This is a genomic window from Gluconobacter cerinus, assembly GCF_002723935.1.
Taxonomy (GTDB): Bacteria; Pseudomonadota; Alphaproteobacteria; order Acetobacterales; family Acetobacteraceae; genus Gluconobacter; species Gluconobacter cerinus.
Map to the genome: position 1 here is coordinate 491,000 of NZ_BEWM01000003.1, position 22,001 is coordinate 513,000.

At 56.1% G+C, this 22,001-nt stretch carries 22 protein-coding genes and 1 tRNA gene; 12 read left to right on the forward strand and 11 right to left on the reverse strand.

The annotated features are described in order from the left end of the window. Nucleotides 1-33 precede the first annotated feature (33 nt). The 4 genes from tpiA to kdsA all read left to right on the forward strand — a co-directional run bounded on the left by tpiA (nt 34) and on the right by kdsA (nt 3,690). Nucleotides 34-828 (forward strand): triose-phosphate isomerase, encoded by a 795-nt coding sequence (gene tpiA / locus GCE01_RS09615; protein WP_099212646.1) that lies wholly within the window; start codon nt 34-36, stop codon nt 826-828. Beyond that, nucleotides 825-1,175 carry a preprotein translocase subunit SecG gene (gene secG / locus GCE01_RS09620; RefSeq protein ID WP_099212647.1) on the forward strand — a complete coding sequence of 117 codons (351 nt, stop codon included), beginning with the start codon at nt 825-827 and terminating at the stop codon, nt 1,173-1,175. Before tpiA ends, secG begins: the two co-directional genes overlap by 4 nt. A gap of 62 nt (nt 1,176-1,237) precedes the next feature. Beyond that, on the forward strand, nt 1,238-2,869 hold the full coding sequence (locus tag GCE01_RS09625; RefSeq protein ID WP_099212648.1) for a CTP synthase: 1,632 nt from the start codon (nt 1,238-1,240) through the stop codon (nt 2,867-2,869). Further along, entirely contained in the window at nt 2,866-3,690 is an 825-nt protein-coding gene (gene kdsA / locus GCE01_RS09630) for a 3-deoxy-8-phosphooctulonate synthase (RefSeq protein WP_099212649.1), read from the forward strand. The genes GCE01_RS09625 and kdsA overlap by 4 nt, the downstream gene beginning before the upstream one ends. Here the strand turns inward: kdsA and GCE01_RS09635 are convergent. Then, a complete protein-coding gene (locus GCE01_RS09635; RefSeq protein ID WP_244591158.1) occupies nt 3,678-4,163 on the reverse strand; it encodes a DUF3429 domain-containing protein in 486 nt (161 codons plus the stop codon). The genes kdsA and GCE01_RS09635 overlap by 13 nt on opposite strands. Nucleotides 4,164-4,265: 102 nt before the next feature. Here GCE01_RS09635 and eno point away from each other — a divergent pair, with 102 nt between their 5' ends. Next, entirely contained in the window at nt 4,266-5,546 is a 1,281-nt protein-coding gene (gene eno / locus GCE01_RS09640) for a phosphopyruvate hydratase (RefSeq protein ID WP_099212650.1), read from the forward strand. Nucleotides 5,547-5,693: 147 nt separating this feature from the next. Beyond that, nucleotides 5,694-6,023 (forward strand): FtsB family cell division protein, encoded by a 330-nt coding sequence (locus GCE01_RS09645; protein WP_046901667.1) that lies wholly within the window; start codon nt 5,694-5,696, stop codon nt 6,021-6,023. 115 nt (nt 6,024-6,138) lie between these two features. Here GCE01_RS09645 and rpmG read toward each other — a convergent pair whose 3' ends face one another. Beyond that, complete coding sequence (rpmG, locus tag GCE01_RS09650; RefSeq protein ID WP_046901668.1) at nt 6,139-6,306, reverse strand: 50S ribosomal protein L33; 168 nt, start codon at nt 6,304-6,306, stop codon at nt 6,139-6,141. 307 nt (nt 6,307-6,613) lie between these two features. Here rpmG and lexA point away from each other — a divergent pair, with 307 nt between their 5' ends. Further along, nucleotides 6,614-7,339 (forward strand): transcriptional repressor LexA, encoded by a 726-nt coding sequence (gene lexA / locus GCE01_RS09655; protein ID WP_099212651.1) that lies wholly within the window; start codon nt 6,614-6,616, stop codon nt 7,337-7,339. Between the two features lie 52 nt (nt 7,340-7,391). Here the strand turns inward: lexA and GCE01_RS09660 are convergent, their stop codons facing one another. The 4 genes from GCE01_RS09660 to GCE01_RS09675 all read right to left on the reverse strand — a co-directional run bounded on the left by GCE01_RS09660 (nt 7,392) and on the right by GCE01_RS09675 (nt 12,055). Next, a complete protein-coding gene (locus GCE01_RS09660; protein ID WP_086633198.1) occupies nt 7,392-8,000 on the reverse strand; it encodes a hypothetical protein in 609 nt (202 codons plus the stop codon). Between the two features lie 101 nt (nt 8,001-8,101). Next, complete coding sequence (pgsA, locus tag GCE01_RS09665) at nt 8,102-8,704, reverse strand: CDP-diacylglycerol--glycerol-3-phosphate 3-phosphatidyltransferase (protein ID WP_086633199.1); 603 nt, start codon at nt 8,702-8,704, stop codon at nt 8,102-8,104. A gap of 109 nt (nt 8,705-8,813) precedes the next feature. After that, nucleotides 8,814-10,733 (reverse strand): excinuclease ABC subunit UvrC, encoded by a 1,920-nt coding sequence (gene uvrC, locus GCE01_RS09670; protein ID WP_099212652.1) that lies wholly within the window; start codon nt 10,731-10,733, stop codon nt 8,814-8,816. Nucleotides 10,734-11,047: 314 nt separating this feature from the next. Next, complete coding sequence (locus tag GCE01_RS09675) at nt 11,048-12,055, reverse strand: dipeptidase (RefSeq protein ID WP_099212653.1); 1,008 nt, start codon at nt 12,053-12,055, stop codon at nt 11,048-11,050. A gap of 80 nt (nt 12,056-12,135) precedes the next feature. Between GCE01_RS09675 and GCE01_RS09680 the strand changes: the two genes are divergently transcribed. Next, complete coding sequence (locus GCE01_RS09680; protein ID WP_174694830.1) at nt 12,136-12,933, forward strand: exodeoxyribonuclease III; 798 nt, start codon at nt 12,136-12,138, stop codon at nt 12,931-12,933. A 17-nt stretch (nt 12,934-12,950) separates the two neighbouring features. Here the strand turns inward: GCE01_RS09680 and GCE01_RS09685 are convergent, their stop codons facing one another. Further along, a complete protein-coding gene (locus GCE01_RS09685) occupies nt 12,951-13,685 on the reverse strand; it encodes a response regulator transcription factor (protein ID WP_086633203.1) in 735 nt (244 codons plus the stop codon). A gap of 157 nt (nt 13,686-13,842) precedes the next feature. On the opposite strand from GCE01_RS09685, the gene GCE01_RS09690 reads away from it, so the two are divergent. Beyond that, complete coding sequence (locus tag GCE01_RS09690) at nt 13,843-14,352, forward strand: L,D-transpeptidase family protein (protein ID WP_099212716.1); 510 nt, start codon at nt 13,843-13,845, stop codon at nt 14,350-14,352. On the opposite strand, the gene GCE01_RS09695 is transcribed toward GCE01_RS09690, so the two are convergent. Further along, nucleotides 14,349-16,172, reverse strand: coding sequence for a cation:proton antiporter (locus GCE01_RS09695; RefSeq protein WP_046901675.1), 1,824 nt, complete (start codon nt 16,170-16,172; stop codon nt 14,349-14,351). The genes GCE01_RS09690 and GCE01_RS09695 overlap by 4 nt on opposite strands. Before the next feature lie 97 nt (nt 16,173-16,269). Between GCE01_RS09695 and GCE01_RS09700 the strand changes: the two genes are divergently transcribed. Further along, on the forward strand, nt 16,270-16,800 hold the full coding sequence (locus GCE01_RS09700) for a GNAT family N-acetyltransferase (protein ID WP_099212655.1): 531 nt from the start codon (nt 16,270-16,272) through the stop codon (nt 16,798-16,800). Here the strand turns inward: GCE01_RS09700 and GCE01_RS09705 are convergent. The 3 genes from GCE01_RS09705 to GCE01_RS09715 form a co-directional block, all read right to left on the reverse strand. Next, complete coding sequence (locus tag GCE01_RS09705; RefSeq protein ID WP_099212656.1) at nt 16,742-18,076, reverse strand: RsmB/NOP family class I SAM-dependent RNA methyltransferase; 1,335 nt, start codon at nt 18,074-18,076, stop codon at nt 16,742-16,744. The two genes, GCE01_RS09700 and GCE01_RS09705, sit on opposite strands and share 59 nt — an antisense overlap. A gap of 56 nt (nt 18,077-18,132) precedes the next feature. Beyond that, nucleotides 18,133-19,626 (reverse strand): IMP dehydrogenase, encoded by a 1,494-nt coding sequence (gene guaB / locus GCE01_RS09710; protein WP_099212657.1) that lies wholly within the window; start codon nt 19,624-19,626, stop codon nt 18,133-18,135. 150 nt (nt 19,627-19,776) lie between these two features. After that, nucleotides 19,777-19,850: transfer RNA gene (locus GCE01_RS09715), tRNA-Gln, on the reverse strand. Nucleotides 19,851-20,008: 158 nt separating this feature from the next. On the opposite strand from GCE01_RS09715, the gene GCE01_RS09720 reads away from it, so the two are divergent. Then, nucleotides 20,009-21,133 (forward strand): Ppx/GppA phosphatase family protein, encoded by a 1,125-nt coding sequence (locus GCE01_RS09720; protein WP_046902098.1) that lies wholly within the window; start codon nt 20,009-20,011, stop codon nt 21,131-21,133. Next, a complete protein-coding gene (locus GCE01_RS09725) occupies nt 21,130-21,930 on the forward strand; it encodes an RlmE family RNA methyltransferase (protein ID WP_046901679.1) in 801 nt (266 codons plus the stop codon). Before GCE01_RS09720 ends, GCE01_RS09725 begins: the two co-directional genes overlap by 4 nt. Nucleotides 21,931-22,001: the final 71 nt, after the last annotated feature.

Below are 22,001 nucleotides of genomic sequence, written 5' to 3' on the forward strand. Positions count from 1 at the left end.
CCAGAAGCTGACAGGCCACCCCCAGGAGGAAGCATGAATGTAACGCCGAAACTCGTCATCGGGAACTGGAAGATGAATGGCTTGCGGGAGGCGTCACTGCAACTTGCAACAGCTGTGGCCGAAGGTGCGCGTTCGCTGCCTGACGATGTACGGATGGTCATTTGCCCACCCTTCACGCAATTGGATCGTGTGGCTGAGGCACTTGAGGGCGCAGGAGCATCATTAATGCTGGGAGCGCAGGACTGTCATACTGCGGTTTCCGGTGCTCACACAGGTGATATTTCGGCTGAAATGCTCGCCGATACAGGCGTGCGTTATGTTCTTCTGGGGCATTCGGAACGTCGGCAGGCCCATGGTGAAAACGACGCTTTGATCAGGCAAAAGGTGCAGGCGGCAGAAGCTGCCGGGCTGATTCCTGTTGTCTGTATCGGGGAAACGATGGCCGAGCGGCAGGATGGTCGTGCGGCAACAGTTCTGGCCAGTCAGATTGACGGTTCTTTGACCGATAATTTCAATGGCGTGCTGGCGTATGAGCCTGTCTGGGCGATTGGAAGTGGCGTTACTCCATCCCGGGAAGAGCTTGAACGGACGCTGCTTTTGTTGCGTGGTCTGTTGCAGTCCCGTCTCAAGATGGATGACATTCGCGTGCCAATCCTGTATGGCGGCTCCGTAACACCGGCCCAGGCGCCGACTATTCTTTCCATCGGGGTGCTTGGCGGAGTGCTGGTTGGTAGTGCCAGCCTGGAGGCCAGAAGCTTCCTGCGCATTGCCGAAGCGGCATCGCTCCGTCTCTCATCCCAACCATTGTCCGGACCATATCGTTCATGACCACTTTTCTGCTTGTCATCAATCTGCTGGTCACACTGGCCCTGATCGGTACGATCCTGATCCAGCGCAGTGAAGGCGGCGGCCTCGGCATCGGTAGCAGCCAGGGCATGGGCTCCTTCATGACTGGCCGCGGCACGGCAACGCTGCTGACGCGTGCGACATCTGTGCTCGCTGGCGTTTTCATGCTGCTCTGCCTCGTTCTGGCCCTTCTGAACCGCGGTGCTTCCTCGGGTGTCGGCGGCCATGATATCCTTGCAGATCCGCCTGCCCCGGCTGCTGCAATGACGGCTCCTGCTGCGCCTGCAACCCCTGCTGCTCCGGCTCCTGCCGGGACGCCTGCTCACTAACTGAATCGGGAAGCATCTCGACGCTTCCCCTCGCCCCCACCTTCGGTGTATGAGGAGCGCCCATGACGCGCTTCGTATTCATCACCGGCGGTGTGGTATCTTCTCTCGGCAAGGGCATCGCTTCTGCGGCTCTTGCTGCTCTCCTCCAGGCACGCGGTTACAAGGTCCGCATGCGTAAGCTGGACCCTTACCTGAACGTGGATCCGGGCACGATGAGCCCGTATCAGCATGGTGAGGTGTTCATTACTGACGACGGGGCCGAAACCGACCTCGACCTTGGTCATTATGAGCGCTTTACGGGCGTCCATGCCCGCCGTGCAGACAACACCACAACAGGTCGCATCTATTCCGATGTCATCGCCCGCGAACGTCGCGGCGACTATCTGGGCGGAACCGTTCAGGTCATTCCGCACATCACGGACGCTATCAAGGATGTCGTGGTGGCTGGGACGGAAGAATATGATTTCGTTCTGGTGGAAATTGGTGGAACGGTTGGCGACATTGAGAGCCTTCCTTTCCTTGAAGCCATTCGTCAGCTTCGCAATGATCTGGGGCACAACCAGACTATGTGTGTGCATCTGACGCTGCTGCCCTACATCCCCTCAGCCGGTGAGTTGAAGACGAAGCCGACGCAGCATTCTGTCAAGGAACTGCAGAATGTCGGCATTCAGCCGCAGGTGCTGCTGTGTCGTTCGGATCGTCCGATTCCGGAAAACGAACGCCGCAAGATCGCGAACTTCTGTAACGTCCGTTCGGAAGCTGTGATTGCGGCGCTGGATGTGGATACGATCTACGCGTGCCCGATTTCGTACCATAACGAAGGCATGGATCGCGAAGTTCTGCGTTACTTCGGTCTGCCGTTCGAAGGTTCGCCGGACCTGACACGCTGGGAAAAAATCGTCCACGCGATTCGGGAGCCTGAGGGCGAGGTCAAGGTTGCTGTCGTCGGCAAGTACACGGCGCTTCTGGATAGCTACAAGTCGCTGGCGGAAGCCCTGCTGCATGGCGGTATCGCGAACAATGTGCGCGTCAAACTCGACTGGATCGAATCGGAAGAGTTCGAGAAGTCAGGTGATATTGCCGAGCGCCTGAAGGATGCGGATGCCATTCTGGTTCCGGGTGGCTTCGGTGAGCGTGGCGCAGAAGGCAAAATTCAGGCCGTCCGCTATGCGCGTGAAAACGGCATTCCTTTTCTTGGTATTTGCTTCGGCATGCAGATGGCCGTGATTGAATGCGCCCGTTCGCTTGCTGGCCTCACGAAAGCGTCTTCCACTGAATTCGGCCCCACAAGTGAGCCGCTGGTTGGTCTCATGACGGAATGGGCAAACGGCAATGAACTGATGCGCCGCCGTGAAGGCGGTGATCTTGGCGGTACGATGCGTCTTGGCGCATTCCCGGCCAAGTTGGCTGCCGGATCACGCGCTGCGGAGATCTATGGCACGACCGATATTCGGGAGCGTCACCGTCATCGCTGGGAAGTGAACCTTCACTACAAGGATCGCCTGGAAAAGAGGGGTCTGCGTTTCTCCGGAATGTCTCCGGACGGCGTTCTTCCGGAAGTGGTGGAATACCCGGATCATCCTTGGTTCATTGGCGTGCAATATCATCCGGAACTGCTGTCCAAGCCGTTTGATCCGCATCCGCTTTTCGCCGGATTTATCGGGGCAGCTCGCAAGCGGGCTGAAAGCAAGTGAGCTTCCAGATTGGAAAGCTCGAGATTGGTCAGGACCGGCCCTTCACGCTGATTGCAGGGCCGTGCCAGATTGAATCCCGAGGTCATGCCGTGGAGATGGCAGATGCTCTCTCCACGTTATGTCGAGAGCTGGATATCGGGCTGATCTACAAGAGCAGCTATGACAAGGCGAACCGTAGTTCCGTGAATGCGGCCCGCGGTGTAGGCATGGAGATGGGGCTGGATATTCTGGCTTCTATCCGTGAACGCTTTGACGTTCCTGTTCTGACGGATGTTCACGCTGCCGAGCAATGTGCTGTCGCTGCGGAAGCGGTGGACGTGCTTCAGATCCCTGCTTTCCTGTGTCGACAAACTGATCTGCTGCTTGCTGCCGGTGAAACGGGTCGTGCCATCAATGTCAAGAAGGGTCAGTTTCTGGCGCCTTGGGATATGGCAAATGTCGCGGCTAAGCTGGCTTCAACCGGTAACGAGCGAATCATGCTCTGTGATCGTGGCACGAGCTTTGGTTACAACACGCTCGTCAGTGATATGCGCGGCCTGCCAATTATGGCTCAGACGGGCTATCCGGTTGTTTTCGATGCCACCCACTCTGTGCAGCAACCGGGGGGGCTAGGGGCCTCTACGGGCGGACAGAGGGAGTTTGTTGAACCCCTCGCCCGCGCTGCCTTGTCTATCGGTGTTGCGGCAGTTTTCATTGAGACACACCAAGACCCGGATCATGCTCCGAGTGATGGTCCAACAATGGTGCCGCTTTCAGAAATGCGGGCCTTGTTGACCCGCCTTAAAGCGTTTGACGCTTTGGCCAAATCCTACAGCGTATAATTCTGTAAAGGTGCCAGGGCTGCCATGAGGAGACTTATGACAGCCCCCACCGTCAGAACGCCTCTTAGGGGCATGTACCCCGGTGGCAGCGCGCCATTCTTCCAGGCCATTCGTTCTACAGCAAACGTTGCCAGAAAACCGATAACCTCAAGCAGGTATCCGGCGCGCAGTCCTCCAAGCAGTCCGACGCACAGTGAAAGCCATGCCCAGAGTGCAGGGCAGACTCCCAGAAGGAGTCTCTGGCGGTCGCGATCTGCTGTTCCCTGAACTGTGATGATATCTGGCCGCTCCATGGCGAGGCCCCAGTGGACTGCACCGAGAAAAGACAGGATGCATGCCCCATAGGCCAGAAGAATAACGGTTAGGTGCGGGAGTGGGGAGAAAAGTCCGGCGAGGAAAATCCACCCTCCAAGGGTCAGGAAAGGTATAAGTCCTGCCAAACCGAGGATCAGGGCGAAGAAAGGAAGACGCATGTCGTCGATTGACCTTGTGTTCTGATTTTGAGACGAGACGTGTGGTCCGTCCCGAACGGTTATGAGCCACCCCCGGTTCACGCATATCCAGGAGAGCTTCCATTGAGCGCCATTGTTGATATCACCGCCCGCGAGATCCTGGACAGCCGTGGTAACCCAACCGTTGAGGTTGAGGTTGAGCTGTCGTCTGGTGCCCGCGGTCGCGCCGCAGTTCCTTCCGGTGCTTCCACTGGTGCCCACGAAGCCGTTGAGCTGCGTGACGGGGACAAGTCCCGTTACAACGGCAAAGGTGTTCTGAAGGCCTGTGGTTTTGTCGAAGACGAAATCCTTGAAGTGTTGCAGGGTGCCGAATCCGAAGATCAGATCGCAATCGACAACGCGATGATCGAGCTGGATGGCACACCGAACAAGTCCCGCATTGGTGCGAATGCAATTCTCGGCGTTTCTCTCGCGGTTGCCAAGGCGACGGCAGAAGAGCTGGAACTGCCGCTCTATCGCTATGTCGGTGGCGTTTTCGCGCACACGCTTCCGGTTCCCATGATGAACATCGTGAATGGTGGCGAACACGCGGATAACCCGATCGACATTCAGGAGTTCATGATCCAGCCAGTTGGTGCGCCGACGTTGGCTGATGCCGTGCGCATGGGGTCTGAAATCTTCGCTGCTCTCAAGAAGGGTCTGTCTGCTGCTGGTCACAACACCAATGTTGGTGATGAGGGCGGGTTTGCTCCGGGGCTGAAGTCTGCTGATGAAGCTCTGAGCTTCATTACGAAGTCTGTTGAGGCTGCTGGGTATCGTCCGGGCGATGACGTGACGTTTGCCCTCGATTGTGCAGCGACCGAGTTCTACAGCAACGGCCGTTACAACCTGAAGGGTGAAGGTAAGGAGTTCGACTCTTCAGGCATGATCTCCTACCTCGAAGATCTCGCCAAGAAGTATCCGATTGTCTCCATTGAAGATGGTCTGGCTGAGGATGACTGGGAAGGCTGGGCTGAGCTGACGTCCCGTCTGGGTGATCGTCTCCAGCTCGTTGGTGATGATCTGTTCGTGACCAATCCTGAGCGTCTTCGTCGCGGCATCAAGGCCAAGACAGCGAACTCCCTGCTCGTGAAGGTCAATCAGATTGGCACACTGACGGAGACGCTGGAAGCAGTCGAAACAGCGCACAAGGCTGGCTACACCTGCGTTATGAGCCATCGTTCTGGTGAGACTGAAGACGCCGTCATTGCAGATCTTGCTGTTGCTACGAACTGTGGTCAGATCAAGACGGGTTCCCTCTCCCGCTCTGACCGTACGGCTAAGTACAACCAGCTGATCCGTATTGAGCAGCAGCTCGGAAGCGCAGCCCGTTATGCAGGTCGCAGCATTCTGAAGTCCGTCTGATCAACGAACGCCGGCCTCCATTTAGGAGGCCGGTTTTATATGCGCGCTAAAATAATCTACTGTCTTGAACAACAGTGATTGTTTCGCAGCCTCTCTCTGAGCTAGATTGTTGGGAAGTTTTCAAGCCAAGGGAGCCTGTTACCCCGCGTGAGACCCGTCAGACTTATCAAACGTGCCATCCGCGCGGTTGCTCCCCCTGTGCTCTTTCTGTCCCTGACCGCTTATTTCGGGTGGAACGCCCTTCACGGCGCTCATGGTATCCGTGCCTATCAGGATCAGCTTGTGCTTCAGCAGCAGGCTATCCAGGCGCAGCAGGATGCCAAGGATGAACAGGCGGTGTGGCACCGTCGCGTGCTGGCTCTGAAAGAGAAAGCTCTTGACGCTGACATTCTGGATGAACGTTCCCGTGCCATGCTCAATCTGACGCGTAACGGTGATATCGTTATCCCCTATGGTCCGCACGACAAACTATTTTAAGAGCCGTTCTCGGCTCTTTTTTTTATGTTCGGGAAAGTCTATTCGTCAGAAATTGAGCCAATAAAAAAGGCGACCCAAAGGCCGCCTTTTTTAACGTCGTATGATCCGCGAGATCTTACTTGATCTTGGCTTCGCGGAAGGTCACGTGCTTGCGGGCAACCGGGTCATACTTACGGACTTCCATCTTGCCCGTAGCAGAACGTGCGTTCTTCTTCGTGACGTAGAAGTAGCCGGTGTCAGCCGACGAGACGAGACGGATCTGAATAACGTTGCTTTTTCCCATGATACCCTCGGGCTTGCGCCGTCCTGATGCCGCTCGCAAGTGCCAAAGCAGCAGGTTGATCTAGTTCGGCGCAACATGCTGATTTGTATGTCCTAGGTCAAGGCTTTCTGAAGAAAATCCAGGGATAAGGTGCATTTTTCCGCAAAAACCGGGGTTTTTAGCCAGATAAAAGCTTTGTTGATGCCTGGTAGATGTTCTTGCAGGTGGACGAACGGGAACCTATAAGGAACAAAAGAGCGTCGCATAAGTTTATGCAGTGTCTCAATCTTCAGATTTTGCCTCCACCGAGGCGCATGGGAGCGCCTGTATGCTGACGCGTAAGCAGCACCAGCTTTTGCTATACATTGACGAACATCTTCGGCGGACGGGCTATTCCCCTTCCTTCGATGAAATGAAGGACGCCCTCGAACTTCGTTCCAAATCAGGAATTCATCGCCTCATCTCCGCCCTTGAAGAGCGTGGCTTTCTGAGACGGCATCACCATCGTGCAAGAGCGCTTGAAGTTCTGCGTTTGCCGCATATGGGGCTTGAGGCCCCGGTTGTGGATGCTGTGGCTAATCCGGCGCCTTTCGTTCCAACAGTTGTTGAGGGTGGTCGTCAGGATCTTCCCGGGACATTTTCTGAGGCGCCCCGCTCTCCCGTTGAGAACACAAGCGTTCAGCTTCCACTTTACGGACGTATTGCTGCCGGCCTCCCTATTGAGGCCTTGCAGGATGATAGCGCACAGATTCAGGTGCCATCGTCCCTGCTCGGCACCGGAGAGCATTATGCTCTTACAGTCGCGGGTGATTCCATGATTGAAGCTGGCATTTTGGACGGAGATGTTGCCATCATCCGGCGCGGCGAAGTGGCGGATAATGGTCAGATCGTTGTTGCGCTGATTGATGATCAGGAAGTGACGCTCAAGAAGCTGCGCCGTCGTGGTTCTACGATTGCTCTGGAAGCCGCTAATCGGGAATACGAGACACGTATTCTGCCTGCTGCGCGCGTGCGCATACAGGGACGGCTGGTCGCCCTTTTCAGGCAGTACTAAGAAAGCCGCCTTGCCGGATTAATGCTCCGGCAAGGCAGATAATTTCTGATGATTATTTATTGGGAACTGACGGCACGCCGCGTACAACGCGGACTTTACCATCCGGAGCAATAAGCGTGCTCGTTCCATCCCCATTCGGGATGATGATGGTTTTGTCAGGGTTTTTGTTCAGGAAACGACCAGCATTATCCGGAACGCTAGTGGGAAGCGTCGGGACAAAGTGACTGCGATCTTCTGACACACCACGCATCGCATCGATTTTTTCACCGACGGACATGGTGTCGCCTGGCTTCATTTGAGGGCCAGAGACGCCGAGAGCACCGGTACCAGCAATGCCACCGCCCATGAAATTCTTGTCGAGCGTTGCACCGCCAAAATACGTAGCCGGATCGCCAAGAGACTTATTAAAGACGCTGTCAGGGTTCACAACATCTTTGAGGGTTGGCAGAGGCTGAGGTGAGCCGGGCCACATGTTCCCGCCTTCTGGCAGGATTGGTGCAGCTGCTACGAATTCACCGCGTGCCCTGCGAAGGTTTTCACTATCGCCATGGGGAGCATTAGGGTTGCTTCCCGACCACAGCGCGGTGTCATTGAAAAACTTGCCCATGCCCGCACAGCCGCTCAGGGCCAGAGGTAATGCCAGTAGAGCGGCCTTACGCATTGTGTACTCCCATAAGGTCGATCCCTGAACTTTACCTGTCATCGATTAAAAGCGCCAGATGACGAGCTGATAACTGCAATAATAATCACAGATAGTCCAGATCAGGAGACGATCTTTGAGGACTTGCGAGGCTCAGAGGCCATCATTCTGGAAAGTCCGGCGGTGAGATAGCCCCACCCACTTAGAACTGTTGGAATAACTGAAACCCAGAGAAGAATACCGCCGATTAGTGTGGCCGGCAGGAATGAAAGGTGAAGCGTAGCCGCAGCTTTATCTCCGCCAATCAGGAAGCCGATCGCAACCATCTGAATTCCGGTCTTCCATTTTGCAAGGCGGGTGGATGGAAGGGTTGCGCGTTGGGAGGCCATGTATTCACGCAAGCCACTGACCAGAATCTCGCGCAGCATGATGATGATGGCAGCGTAGAGCGAATACACTGGAAGTGTGGTCAGGCCAGCGAGTGCGAGCAACAACGCACCGACAAGAAGCTTGTCGGCAATCGGATCCATCATCCGACCTAGTTCGGATAGCATTTGCCATTTCCGTGCCAGAGCACCATCCAGATAATCCGTAATGCAAGCAGCCGTGTACACAACGCAGGCTGCGACGTTACCGAGTGCGGAATGCAGCGCCAGCAGGGCAACCAGAACAGGAATGGCCGCAATACGGAGCAGAGTCAGGACGTTTGGCAGATCAGTCAGCATCACGAAGCAGTCTAGAACAGTTTATCCGTCTCCGGTATGCGCCAATCCGCTCTGAATGTGTGTATTTTTTATGCCAAGCTAGCGTTCAGGGCGTGACCTCACGGAATTGTCAGCTCTGTGTCCGAAGCCATTCGGGATGAAAGTGCCCGTAGATGGCTCTGGCGGTTCCAGAGCTGATTCCGGGTGCAGTTTCAAGCTCTTCGAGACTGGCCTGTCGCACGGTCTTGGCTGACCCAAAGTGATTCAGAAGCGCCTTCTTGCGGGCCCCTCCGATTCCCGGAACATCATCCAGTTCAGATTTCCGAAGTCCTTTGGAGCGCCCTGCCCTGTGTGTCGTAATGGCGAAACGGTGGGCTTCGTCTCTCAGGCGTTGAAGATAATAGAGAACCGGATCTCGAGGTGGGAGCTGGAACGGTGGCTGTGTTTCTGTGAAAAACCATTCGCGTCCAGCATCACGATCCGGGCCCTTGGCGATTGCCACAATGGGAATTCCCGTAACGCCAAGGTCTGCCAATACGTTGCGCACTGCGTTGAACTGACCCAGGCCGCCGTCAATTAGCAGCAGATCTGGCCAGTCTTCCGGTCGCTCGCCATCTTCCCTGTTTTTTCCGAAGCGGCGTTCCATGACTTCCCGCATCATGCCGAAATCATCACCGGGAGTGACCGGGCCCTTGATGGCGTATTTTCTATAGGAGCGCTTTTCAAAACCTTCCGGCCCACCCACAACCATGACGCCATAAGGTGCCTGACCCATGATGTGTGAATTATCGTAGGTTTCGATCCGCTGGGGTGTTTCAGCGAGGCTGAAAACCTTCGCGACGCCCTCCAGGAGTTTGCGCTGTCCGGTATTCTCCGCCAGCTTTCGCTCCAGTGCTTCACGCGCGTTCAGGGTCGCATGGTCTACGACACTTTTCTTTTCGCCGCGTTGAGGACAGACAACCTCGACTTTCTGCTCCCTCTTGATGCTGAGAGCTTCTTCGACGAGCTTCTGTTCTGAGATCTCCTGATTCACCAGGATGACAGGTGGTGGAGGCTTGTTGTCATAGAACTGAATGATGAAGGCGGAGAGCACGTCAGCCGGGGTCTCTTCCTCCGCATGCACGGGGTAGAAGGCACGGTTGCCGTTATTGCGGCTTCCACGAATGAAAAAGACCTGAATGCAGGTTTGCCCTGCGGCCTGCCAGATTGCCACGATGTCGGCGTCGTGAATGGAGGCCGGATTGATGATTCCTGAATTCTGGATGCTGGAAAATCCACGAATACGATCCCGAATGGCTGCAGCCCGCTCATATTCCATGGCTTCGGAGGCGCGTTCCATTTCAATAGCAAGTTCCTGCTGCAGCTCGGTATTTTTACCCGAGAGGAATTGCCGAGCCTGTACGACCAGCTCGCTATAATTTTCTTTGGAAATGCGATCCACACATGGGGCAGCGCAGCGTTTAATCTGAAATAGCAGGCAGGGCCTTGTCCGGCTCTTAAGAACAGCGTCAGAGCAGGAGCGCAGTAGAAAAGTTCTCTGCACAAGGTTTAGAGTCTGGTTCACCGCCCATGCGGAAGCAAAAGGTCCCCAGTAGGTGGCGCCTTTCACGGGTTTTCCACGCTGTTTGGTGATCTGGGGAAATTCGTGATTTTCAGTGAGCATCAGCCACGGATAGCTCTTGTCATCCCGCAACAGGATGTTGAAGCGTGGCTTCATACGCTTGATGTAGTTTGCTTCCAGTAGAAGCGCGTCAGCTTCCGTCCGGGTAATGACAATCTCCATCGAGACCGTCAGAGACACCATACGGCGCAGACGCTCTGGCAACTGGGTCGTGCGCGTATAGGAAGAAACACGTTTCTTGAGGCTTAACGCCTTGCCCACATACAGAACCTCCCCTTTCTCGCCGAGCATGCGATACACGCCAGGGCTGTAGGGAATGGTTTTCAAAGCGTCCCGAATAGCCTCGACGCCCTGCTTTTTCACAACGGGAACAGGAGCTTCTTCAGGTGTCATTGAGGTTTCTGTCTCTGTGGGCGTAGGGTCAGTCATGCCAGTTCTTCAGTCATCCACTGATCCTGTGGACAAGTCTGTGGGTTGCTCCATGACAGAATCATGAAGGCCAAGGTTTCCCGGCCTTGTCATCAGATTGCCTAATTTTTAATCAGTAAACGTAAGATATTGAAAATAATGGAAAATATTTTCCGTTCCGTCAGGGTGCGGAAAAATTTCTAGTTTGCGGTTCGTGTTGAACGGGACATGACAGCTTTCCGAAACATCGTGGATGAGTGCACTCCACATTAAGTCTGAATGGTCCCGTTCTGTTCCCGTTAGGGCGCACTTTTTTGCTGAACAGAGCTGTCTTTTCAGGCTGAAATTGATGCTTGCTCAGCCTTTTCCATCAGGCGCAGCATATTACCACCCCAGATAGCAGTCAGCTCTTCAGGGCTAAACCCGGCCTTGAGGAGCGCCTGTGTCACAGCTGGTGTTTCAGTGGCATCCTGCCAGCCCGGTATACCACCGCCGCCGTCGAAATCTGATGACACACCAACATGGCGAACGCCCACCCGCTCGGCGACATAGGCAACATGGCGCGCGAGGTCTTCTACGGTCCCCCCACCACCCTTACGCAAAAAAGATCCCATGGCGGTAATCTGGATCAGTCCGTCGGTTTCTTTCAGGCGATCGAGTTGCTCGTCGTCGAGGTTGCGAGGATGATCGCAGAGACTTCTGACGCAGGAGTGGCTGGCGAATACCGGCGTGGTGGAAAGTTCTGACGCTTGCATCATGGTGGATTTTGCCGTGTGTGACACATCCACCAGCACACCGTGGCGATTCATCTCGCGAATGGTCTCGCGGCCCAGTTCAGACAGTCCCCCATGAAGTTCAGGACTATCATTCAGGTCTTTTCTCGGAATGGCGGCATCTGCGAGAGCATTATGCCCGTTGTGGGTCAGGGTCAGGTATCGGACGCCATACTCTGCGGCCAGTTGGCCGATCCGGGACGGTACACCACCAAGCGCATGGCCATTTTCAATGGCGGGAACAATAGCGAGCGCTCCTGACTGGAATGCTGAACGGACATCCTCCGCGGTTCGACAGACATTTGCGCTCAGTCCGTCCTGATGTCCGCCGAGGGCGTTGATGACCTTGAGCATCGCCTGAACACGGTGCCAAGCCTCTTCGTGGCCCGCTTCATCGCGTGGTCCCTGCGGAATATAGGCGGCAAGGCAGACAGAGCGAAGTTTGCCCTGATCGCATTTTCTTACATCGACTTTTCGGTCCGTGTGCAGAGACCAGGCATCCGCCTGATCGGGCCATGGAATGTCGATATGGGTATCGAAAGTCAGAAGCGTGTCGTGCAGTTCAGTCATGATCCGTCCTAGATCGGGTGTGAGCGGGTCTGACGCAAGAGGTGCTTGTCAAAGCGCTCAATTCAGACGATCCAATGGTGATGCGTCTGATTACATGGAACATCAACTCCCTCCGGCTTCGTCTGCCGCTGCTGAAGAAGCTCGTTGAGGAGGAAAATCCGGACATCGTCTGCCTGCAGGAGACGAAAGTTCCCGATCCGCTCTTCCCGGCCGAAGCTCTCGTGGAGCTTGGCTTTCCGCATCAGCTCTATCGAGGAATGAAGGGATACAACGGGGTTGCGATCCTGTCCCGCCTGCCCCTCGACTCAGTTACGAATACGCCTGACTGGTGCAGCCGGAGCGATTGTCGGCACATCGCGGCATCGATTCAGACACCTGGCGGGCCAGTGATGCTGCATGATTTCTATGTCCCTGCGGGGGGCGATATCCCGGATCCGGAAGAAAACGAAAAATTTGCCCACAAACTCGCGTTTGTAGAAGAAGCCGCGAAATGGTTCACGGATAGTCCACCAGTGCGCAGCATTGTGGTTGGAGATCTCAATATCGCTCCGTTGGAGCATGATGTCTGGAGCCATCGTCAGCTTCTCAAAATCGTCAGCCATACGCCGCCGGAGACCGAGCGACTTAATACGTGGATGGCGGCAGGGTTTGAGGACGCCATGAGGCGGATTACGCCTGAGCCCACCAAATTGTATACATGGTGGTCCTACAGGAACAAGGACTGGAAAAAGTCAGATCGTGGAAGGCGCCTAGATCATGTCTGGCTTACGCCAGATCTGATGCCAGGCCTTCGAAATATTCGTGTTCTGCGGGATGTTCGCGATTGGGACAGCCCTTCAGATCACGTGCCGGTCGTGCTGGATTTCGATCCAGCCTGACCGGCAGGGCCTGAGTATCAGGCTGTCAGTGATTCGGCCGTAGCAACAGTGCGGCCTTCCGGGTCAAGACGATACCCGCCACCCTCAGTGATCAGCAGGGACGTCTTGGTGGGGTCTGGCTCGATTTTCTGGCGAAGACGATAGATATGCGTCTCAAGCGTATGGGTCGTGACTGCAGCGTTGTAACCCCAGACTTCGTTCAGAAGCACCTGACGGGCGACAGGGCGCTGACCGGCCCGGTAAAGATACTTGAGAATCGCGGCTTCTTTTTCCGTCAGGCGAATGCGGCGATTACGGGCCGTCTCAACCAGAAGTTTGGCCGATGGACGAAACGCGTAAGGGCCAATTTCAAAAACGGCATCTTCGCTGTTTTCAAAGATCCGGAGCTGTGCCCGAAGCCGCGCCAGCAGTTCCCCGATACGGAATGGCTTTGCGACATAGTCGTTTGCGCCTGCATCAAGCCCGCGGACAACATCGCTTTCATCGTCTGAACCGGTCAGAATAATGATCGGCATCCGAACGCCTTCGCGACGGAGTTCCGCGCAGAAGTCGCGGCCGTCTCCGTCAGGAAGGGTGATGTCCAGCAGCATGGCGTCGTAACGGGCACCAGGCTTCTTGAGGAGCTCCCTTGCTGTTGCCACGGAGACTGCTTCCACAGCCTCAAGTTCGCCACCGTGCTGGAGTTGCTCTGTCAGCAGGCTTCGTAGCGTATCGTCATCATCTACCACGAGGATGGGCCGGGGACCTGCCATAATACCTGTCTCGTTTTATCTAGGCGGAAAACGTCACATCCGCATGTGTTCGCGTTAATAGGCCACGCATCCAATTCTGCCTATCCTGCACCGCAGGACCAGCAGCACACTTGCCATCTGAGATATGACAAATACTTATCCGAAAGGGAACAGCAACATGACTAAAGCTATTTTGAGAATCACTGAGGGCCGCGCTTTTCTTCACTTTCGTAATGTAATCATTCCGGCTTTGATCGGGGCTAGTGGTATTCGCCTTGACAAGCGTGAAGGTGATCACGCGACCCCTGTAGGTGAATTACCCCTCCGCCGTATCCTGTATCGCGCAGATCGTGTGGAAAAGCCTGTTTCCGGCGCGGGTTTACCTATCGAGCCAATAGCTGCTTCGGATGGTTGGTGCGATGACGGATCGCACCCGGATTATAACCGTCCGGTGACACTTCCTCACCCTGCATCATGTGAGAAAATGTGCCGGGATGACCATGTCTATGATCTCTGCATTGTGATGGGGTGGAATGACGTCACCATCGAGTCGGGACGTGGGTCTGCAATTTTCCTGCATTTGCCTCCCGCCAGCGGTGTGACGGAAGGCTGTATTGCATTGCAGGAAAAGGACCTGCGTTATGTGCTGGAACAGGGGCTGACAGCAGTTGTCGTGGAAGCGCCTTAAGCTGCCTCTTCCTCTGTGTGTGGAGTGTCAGTCGGTGGTACCATCGAGATCATCAAGTCCCCAGGCATCGGGGTGATGACAGTTGGATCTTCGGCCGAACGAATGAGAATGGCAGAGCGTCTGCTGACAAGGATATCGAGGCGATTGTCGTCCGCTCCAAACCCTGCCGCATTGGCCTCATTGGCTGCACGGGAAACGAAGCGCCAGCCTTGCTCGAACAAGGTATCGAACAGGGTGTAATTCCAGGCGGGTTCTCCCAGAACCTTTCCTCGGGAGTCACGGGAAAGCCCATGATAAAAATCCAGTCGGGCGACACCCGGGCTGATCTGGAACACCCGTTCCCGCCCCATGGCTGGCGCGAGATGTCCGCAGATCATCCCGTTGTAGATGCCGTCTCCGGTCGTTGCGATCAGGTAGTCTGCCGGTCGTTCTTCCAATGCTTCCTGCCCGTGCTGGGACAGCAGTTCAGTTCTTAGAACTGGAATGTCGAGTTGTGCGGCTGCCATCAGCGCACTGGATCTGTTGTCCACGAGAAGAACGGGTATGTTTTCCCTGTGAAGGCAGGCTGCAAGGTCGATAGACCATTTGCTCGCCCCCAGAATGGCAATGGCCGGATCGTTAGAGAGCGTGAGCTTGAGCGCGCGCGCAATTGGGCGAAGCGAAAAGCCATGAAGGATCATGGTGACAGCAATGACGGCAAAGACCGCCGGCATAATGAGGTCAGCTGACTGGTAGCCCGTTTCTTTCAGGCGAATACCAGCGGCGCCGGCAACGGCGGCGGCGACGATGCCTCGTGGGGCAATCCAACCGACGAAGAGGCGTTCTTTCCAAGGCATACTGGTGCCCAGGGTGGAAAAGAAAATTCCAACCGGACGGACGACGAACAGTACGACAAGCGTCAGCATCAGAATGGGAATGGAAAGATGCTTGAGAACGTCGCGATGAAGATCTGCCGTCAGCAGGATGAACAGTACCGACACGACGAGGACCACCATCGATTCCTTGATGCGCCTTAGTTCTGCGACGCCTGGAATGTGGAGGTTGGTCAGTGCCATGCCAAAAATAGTGACCGCGACCAGGCCAGCGCCCTCCATTTCCAGATTGCAGGCCGTGAAAATCAGCAGTGCCATTGAGATGAGCACCGGAGTTTTGAGAATTTCCGGCATCATGTCGCGAGTGAAGAGATAACGGATCAGATAGGCTGGAAGAATGCCTGCCGAAATCGACTCAGTTGCAGCAGCGAGCAGATCAGGAAGTGTGTGCGTGAAAAAGACGCCGGTATGCAGGTCAACGTGCAGAAGCATGAGCTGCAGCACAACCGCTGCGAGAATCGCTCCCAGCGGATCATTGACGATCGCTTCCCATCGCAGGAACGCTGCGACCCGGGGTTGAAGCTTGGCGCTTCGGAGAAGCGGGAGCACCACGGTTGGGCCTGTGACGACAATGATGGCGCCAAACAACATCGACGTGCCCCATTCAAGGTGGGCAACGTAATGGGCCGCCAGCGATCCCAGAACCCAGTTGATGGGTAAGGCCAGCATCGTCAGGCGTGCGACACCTTCCCCGGCCTCACGGAGCTGCCGGATATCCAGAGCCATGCCGCCTTCAAACACGACAATGGCAACCAGGAGGGAGACCAGTGGTCTGAAGACCCAGCCCATCGTCTCTGAGGGGTGCACAATGCCCAGCCCCGGGCCGAACAGAAGCCCAATGGTGAACAGGAGCACGATTGCGGGAAGGCGAAACCGCCAGGCAACCCACTGGGCCAGCATTCCGGCCCCGAAGGTCGAGGCGATGCCGATGAAAATATCATACTGCATGTGTAAGAGCGCGTCGGTCCCGTGCTGATTTTGGAAACCGTATCATAACCCGGATAATGTGTTGGGCCTAACTGCGTGATTTTGAGAGTGTTATCCGATGGTTGAAACGATCCTGACCATTCGTCCGGCACAGTCCCTGGACCGAGAGGGTATCTGGCGCTTGCTGGCACCTGTTCTCAAAGCTGGGGAAACGTACGCTCTGCCGCGAACGTGGGGCCGTCGTCAGGCCCTGGCGTATTGGATGGCCGTCGAGCATCGTGTGTATGTGGCCGAGACAAAGACAGGCCAGATTGTGGGCACATTCTATGTGCAGGACAATCAGAAGGGCGGCGGTCAGCATGTTGCTAATGCTGGTTTTGTGGCAGCGCCGGGATATGGTGCGGGAACGCAAATGGGAACATATGCTCTGAAAGAGGCTCAGGCACTCGGATACAGGGGGATGCAGTTCAACTTTGTCGTTAGCACCAATCTGCGAGCCATTGCGCTTTGGAAGCATCTTGGTTTCAGGGTGGTTGGAACGCTACCCGGTGCGTTCAACCACCCTGAGCAAGGGTATGTGGATGCGCTTGTTATGTGGAAGGAGCTTCTTCCTGTGACGTCTCAACCTTCTGTTCAACCCGCTGAATGACGCAGGCAAAGAAGCCATCCGTTCCGTCACGAAGGGGCGTCAGGGAAAACTGAGCCTTTTCGCGAAGTTCGGCTGGCAGAAGATCGGGTAGGTCTTCCGTAGCTACACGAACAAAATCTGTCCGACGCTTCAGGAATGCATCAATCTGCTGCCCGTTTTCAGCGGCCAAAAGAGAGCACGTCGCATAAATCATCCGGCCGCCTGGTTTAACCAAAGATGCTGCACGATCAAGGATTTCTGACTGTTTGATAACAAGTTCCTGAATGTCTTCAGGTGTCAGTCGCAGGCGTGCATCCGGGTTGCGGCGCCATGTGCCGGTGCCCGAACAGGGTGCATCCACCAGAACGCGATCGAAGCTTGCTGCCCGACGCTTGGCCCATTTGTCGCCTGTGGTGAGCAGGTGTCGCTCAACATTATGCACCCCTGCCCGACGCAGACGTTTTACAGCCCCTTCAAGGCGCTTTTCATGAACGTCACAGGCAACGATATGGCCCTTGTTTTCCATGGTCATGGCAAGGGCAAGAGTCTTGCCGCCAGCGCCGGCGCAGTAATCCAGAACGCGGTGTTCCGGTTTGGCGCCAGCGGCGGCGACAACGAGCTGAGAACCTTCGTCCTGAATTTCTACCAACCCGTCTTTGAAAGCCTGTGCTGCCGTAACTGGCTGACGGCCATCGAGACGCAATCCCCATGGCGAGAGCTTTGTTGGGACGGCGTTCAGTCCCTCGCTCTTCAGCGCACGCAGACCGTCCTCGCGAGTGCCCTTGAGGAGGTTCACGCGAAGATCCAAAGTCGGGGTTCCCAGCATGGCTTCCATTTCGTCAGCCATTCGGGATCCGAAAGTTTCGCGTAGGGCTGGCTCAATCCAGTCCGGATATTCGAGGCGGACTGCTACAGGTTGCTTCTGGGTGGAAAGTTCTTTTCCTTCCAGATGCTTAAGGTTCACATCTTCACGCGGCGTCAGAGGCTTTTGAGCATAACGCTCGCCACTGAACAACATGCGAACTTGATCCATCGTCGTGCCGGTTAGCAGCATGGAGGCGGCACATAGCAGGCGTGGGGAAATTTCGCCCTGGCTGCCTTCCAGGTGCCAGTGCAGACGCCGCCAGCCACGCAGCACATCCCAGGCAAGCGTGGAAATGGCGCGCCGGTCTCCGCCGCCTATATAACGGCGTTCACGGAAAAAAGCGTTGGCGGTAGCGTCTGCGGGACGGCGGGGCGCATTCTGGATCGCACAAAGCAGATCAATGGCGCCGGAAAGGCGAGCTGCGGGGGTCATATCGCCCCCGTAGCCGGTTTGGCCTCTCAAAGCGAGAGGCCAATGCACAGGAAATGTCAGTCCCGGCGATAGTTCGGAGCTTCACGCGTGATTGTCACGTCATGAACATGGCTTTCACGAAGGCCCGCATTTGTGATGCGACGGAACATGGTTCGCACCTGAAGTTCCGAAACCGTGGCAGATCCGGTGTAGCCCATGCCAGCTTTCAGGCCCCCAACAAGCTGGTGCACGACTGGCGCCATGCCACCTTTATAAGGAACCTGCCCTTCGATCCCTTCCGGCACGAGCTTCAGCGTGTCACGGACTTCTGCCTGGAAATAACGATCCGCTGAACCTCGGGCCATGGCACCAAGAGACCCCATGCCACGATACGACTTATAGGAGCGCCCCTGATACAGGAACGTCTCACCCGGGCTCTCATCCGTACCGGCCAGCAGCGAGCCAACCATCACGACGTCAGCACCGGCACCAATGGCCTTTACAATGTCACCGGATGTCCGGATACCGCCATCCGCGATGGCCGGAACATCAAGCTCATGACAGGCTGCTGCCGTCTCCATGACGGCGGAGAACTGCGGAACACCGACGCCTGCAACAACGCGGGTTGTGCAGATGGAGCCAGGGCCAATACCAACCTTGATGCAATCTGCGCCTGCTTCAATAAGTGCGCGCGCTGCCTGTGGGGTCGCGACGTTACCTGCGATGACCTGAAGACCTGGGTGACGCTCCTTCAGTGTCCGGACGGTGCTTAGAACGCCGTGGGAGTGGCCATGAGCGGTATCAACCACAATAACGTCCACACCGGCTTCTACGAGGGCGGCAGCACGGTTCAGGCCATCTTCTCCAACGCCGACAGCCGCGGCACAGCGAAGCCGTCCCTGCGCGTCCTTGATGGCGAGCGGATGCGTTGTCGCCTTGTCCATGTCCTTGACGGTGATGAGGCCGATGCAGCGGCCGCCCTCATCAACGACCAGCAGCTTTTCGATGCGGTGACGATGCAGGAGTGCACGAGCTTCTTCAGGGGCAGCGCCATTGAGAACCGTGACAAGATTGTCCTTCGTCATCAGATCACGGACGCGGGTGTTCAGGTCCGTGGTGAAACGGACGTCACGGTTGGTCAGGATGCCAACCAAAATGCCAGTTCCCTCTTCCACAACCGGAAGGCCGGAGACACCGTGGCGCGCCATGATGGCGTTGACTTCAGCCAGCGTCTGGTCCGGGCCAACGGTGACGGGGTTCACCACCATGCCGGATTCAAAGCGCTTGACGCGACGAACCTGCTCAGCCTGCTCTTCAATGGAAAGGTTCTTGTGAATGACGCCCATGCCACCCTGCTGAGCCATGGCGATCGCCATGCCATCTTCCGTCACCGTGTCCATGGCGGAAGACATCAAGGGAATGTTCAACTCGATGGTGCGTGTGAGGCGTGTACGCGTCGACGTCTGGGCCGGAAGCACGGACGATTCAGCTGGCTCGACGAGAACATCGTCGAACGCCAGTGCTTCACGTATGCGTGCGTTAAAATCAGTTTTGCAGGAAGAGGATGTCATGCCCGCTGGCCCCCGTTGGTCATGCGTCGTGGGACGCTTGAAGTCTGAACCGGGGGCCAAGAGGCCCAGCCGGCCGTTGGCGGGTCCTCATAGACTAATTCCCCCCTGGAGGGGAAGTCTCTTTTTTGCGGTAGATTTTAAGGAATTTGTTGGCTGGGAGACCTGGATTCGAACCAGGGCTGACCGGGTCAGAGCCGGTAGTTCTACCGCTAAACTATCTCCCAAGCGGTGAGTGGGTGTTTACCCATCACGGCTGAGTGACGCAAGGGGGTCTTTCCACTTTTTTTGAAAAAACTGATATTTTTCTTGCGGTAAGACGTTTTCCCGTCTCATGCTGCATATTCAAGGTCCCAGCACGGGCAAAATCGGGAGCCTAAACAAGATGATGAGGCAAGGAACGGAGCAAAGGCTTTCAGGTCAGGCGCAAATTCGCGCGTCTGGTGCCCGTCAGGCCGGTCCGTTCTTTGGGGCCATTGATCTTGGGACGAATAACTGTCGGCTGATGATTGCCGCAGGCACACCGAATGGGTTTCGGGTCGTGGACAGTTTCAACAGGTCTGTCCGGTTAGGGGAAGGTCTGCGTGTCAGCGGCCGACTGGCTGAAGAATCTATGACACGCGCGCTTGATGCTCTGCGCATTTGCGTCGAGCGCATGCGGCAGTGGCCCCTCTCCCACGTTCGCGCTGTGGCCACCGAAGCCTGCCGTCGTGCCGTGAATGGTCGCGAGTTCCTTGAGCGTGTGCAGAGTGAAATCGGCCTGACCATTGATATTATTACGGCGCGTGAGGAAGCAGAGCTCGCGCTGGAGAGCTGTTCTCCCCTCTTCCGGATGCCGTCACGGCCACCTTCTCAATCCGAACGTGGCGTTCTGTTTGATATTGGTGGTGGCTCCACTGAAGTTGCATGGGTGCGTGTTGATCAGGAACGTAAGTCTCAGACACTGATTGGGACAACCAGCATGCCTGTGGGTGTAATCACGCTTCAGGAGATGTTCGGTGAAGGCCATGGCTCGTCCTATGAAGAGATGGTTTCTCACGTGCAGAGCCACCTTGTAGGTTTTGAGAATGTTCACCGCATCCGCCGTGAAGTCGCGCAGGGAAATGCGTGCCTGCTGGGTACGTCTGGTACTGTCACGACCCTAGCCGGTGTCGCTCTGGCCCTGCCCCGTTATAATCGCGCGGCGATTGATGGCCTGACTTTGCCGGGGCAAATCATGCGAAGTGCCATCGACACGCTCCGTAGCCTTTCGCGCGATCATTTGGCGATGCATCCCTGTGTCGGACAGGATCGCGTAAAGTATGTTCTTCCCGGATGTGCAATTTTCGAGGCAATTCATCGGACATGGCCTATAGAAGAGGTCACGATTGCCGATCGGGGGTTGCGTGATGGCATGCTGCTGCGTATGGCCCGCGATCATGGTCAGCGTTTCACTAGAGAACGCCGCAGGACCCATCGACATGTAACGCCCCGTTCGAGGGGCCCTCTCGGGAATTACGCCACGATATGAAGCCGCCCAGATCCCGCTCCGGTTCTTCCAAAAAGGATACGGGACCCAAGCGCATCCCTGGAAAAGCTCTCAAGAGTGCTGCCGCACCAGGTGCAGCTGACGCTACTCAGGACGCCTCTACTTCACAGACGGCCCGTAATAAGGTCGTCACCCTCAGAACAGCCCGTGGGCGCACCACGGCACAGCAGCGCTGGTTGAACCGGCAGCTCAACGATCCCTATGTTGCGGCAGCCCGTAAACAGGGCTGGCGTTCACGTGCAGCCTTTAAGCTGATTGAAATCGATGACCGGTTTCACATCATCAAGCCGGGTGCACGCGTCATCGATCTGGGAGCGGCCCCAGGCGGCTGGTCTCAGGTTGCAGTCAAACGTGGTGCTGGCAACATTGCAGGTGTGGACCTCCTGCCTGTCGATCCTGTCAGCGGTGCCGAGATCATTGAAGGTGATTTTACGGATCCGGAAATGCCTGATCGCCTCAAAGAAATTCTCGGCGGCCCAGCAGACCTCGTCATGTCTGATATGGCTCCCAACACAACGGGCCATGCCGCAACAGACCATATGCGGATTATGGGACTGGCAGAGGGTGCGCTGGATTTTGCAGTTCAGGTTCTGGCTGAAGGTGGAAGCTTCGTGGCCAAGGTCTTTCAGGGTGGCTCTGAAAAACAGATGCTTGAATCCATGAAGAAAGCCTTCTCTTCGGTCAAGCATGTTAAGCCGCCTGCCTCTCGTAAGGAATCAAGCGAACTTTATGTCATTGCCACGGGTTTCCGCCCTGAGCGACTAAGCGACGAAGGCTGATCGTTGAACTGACGAGCGCTTTTTTAAGGGCGCTCGTCAGTTCCGGTGCTTGACCGGATCACGTTCCACCT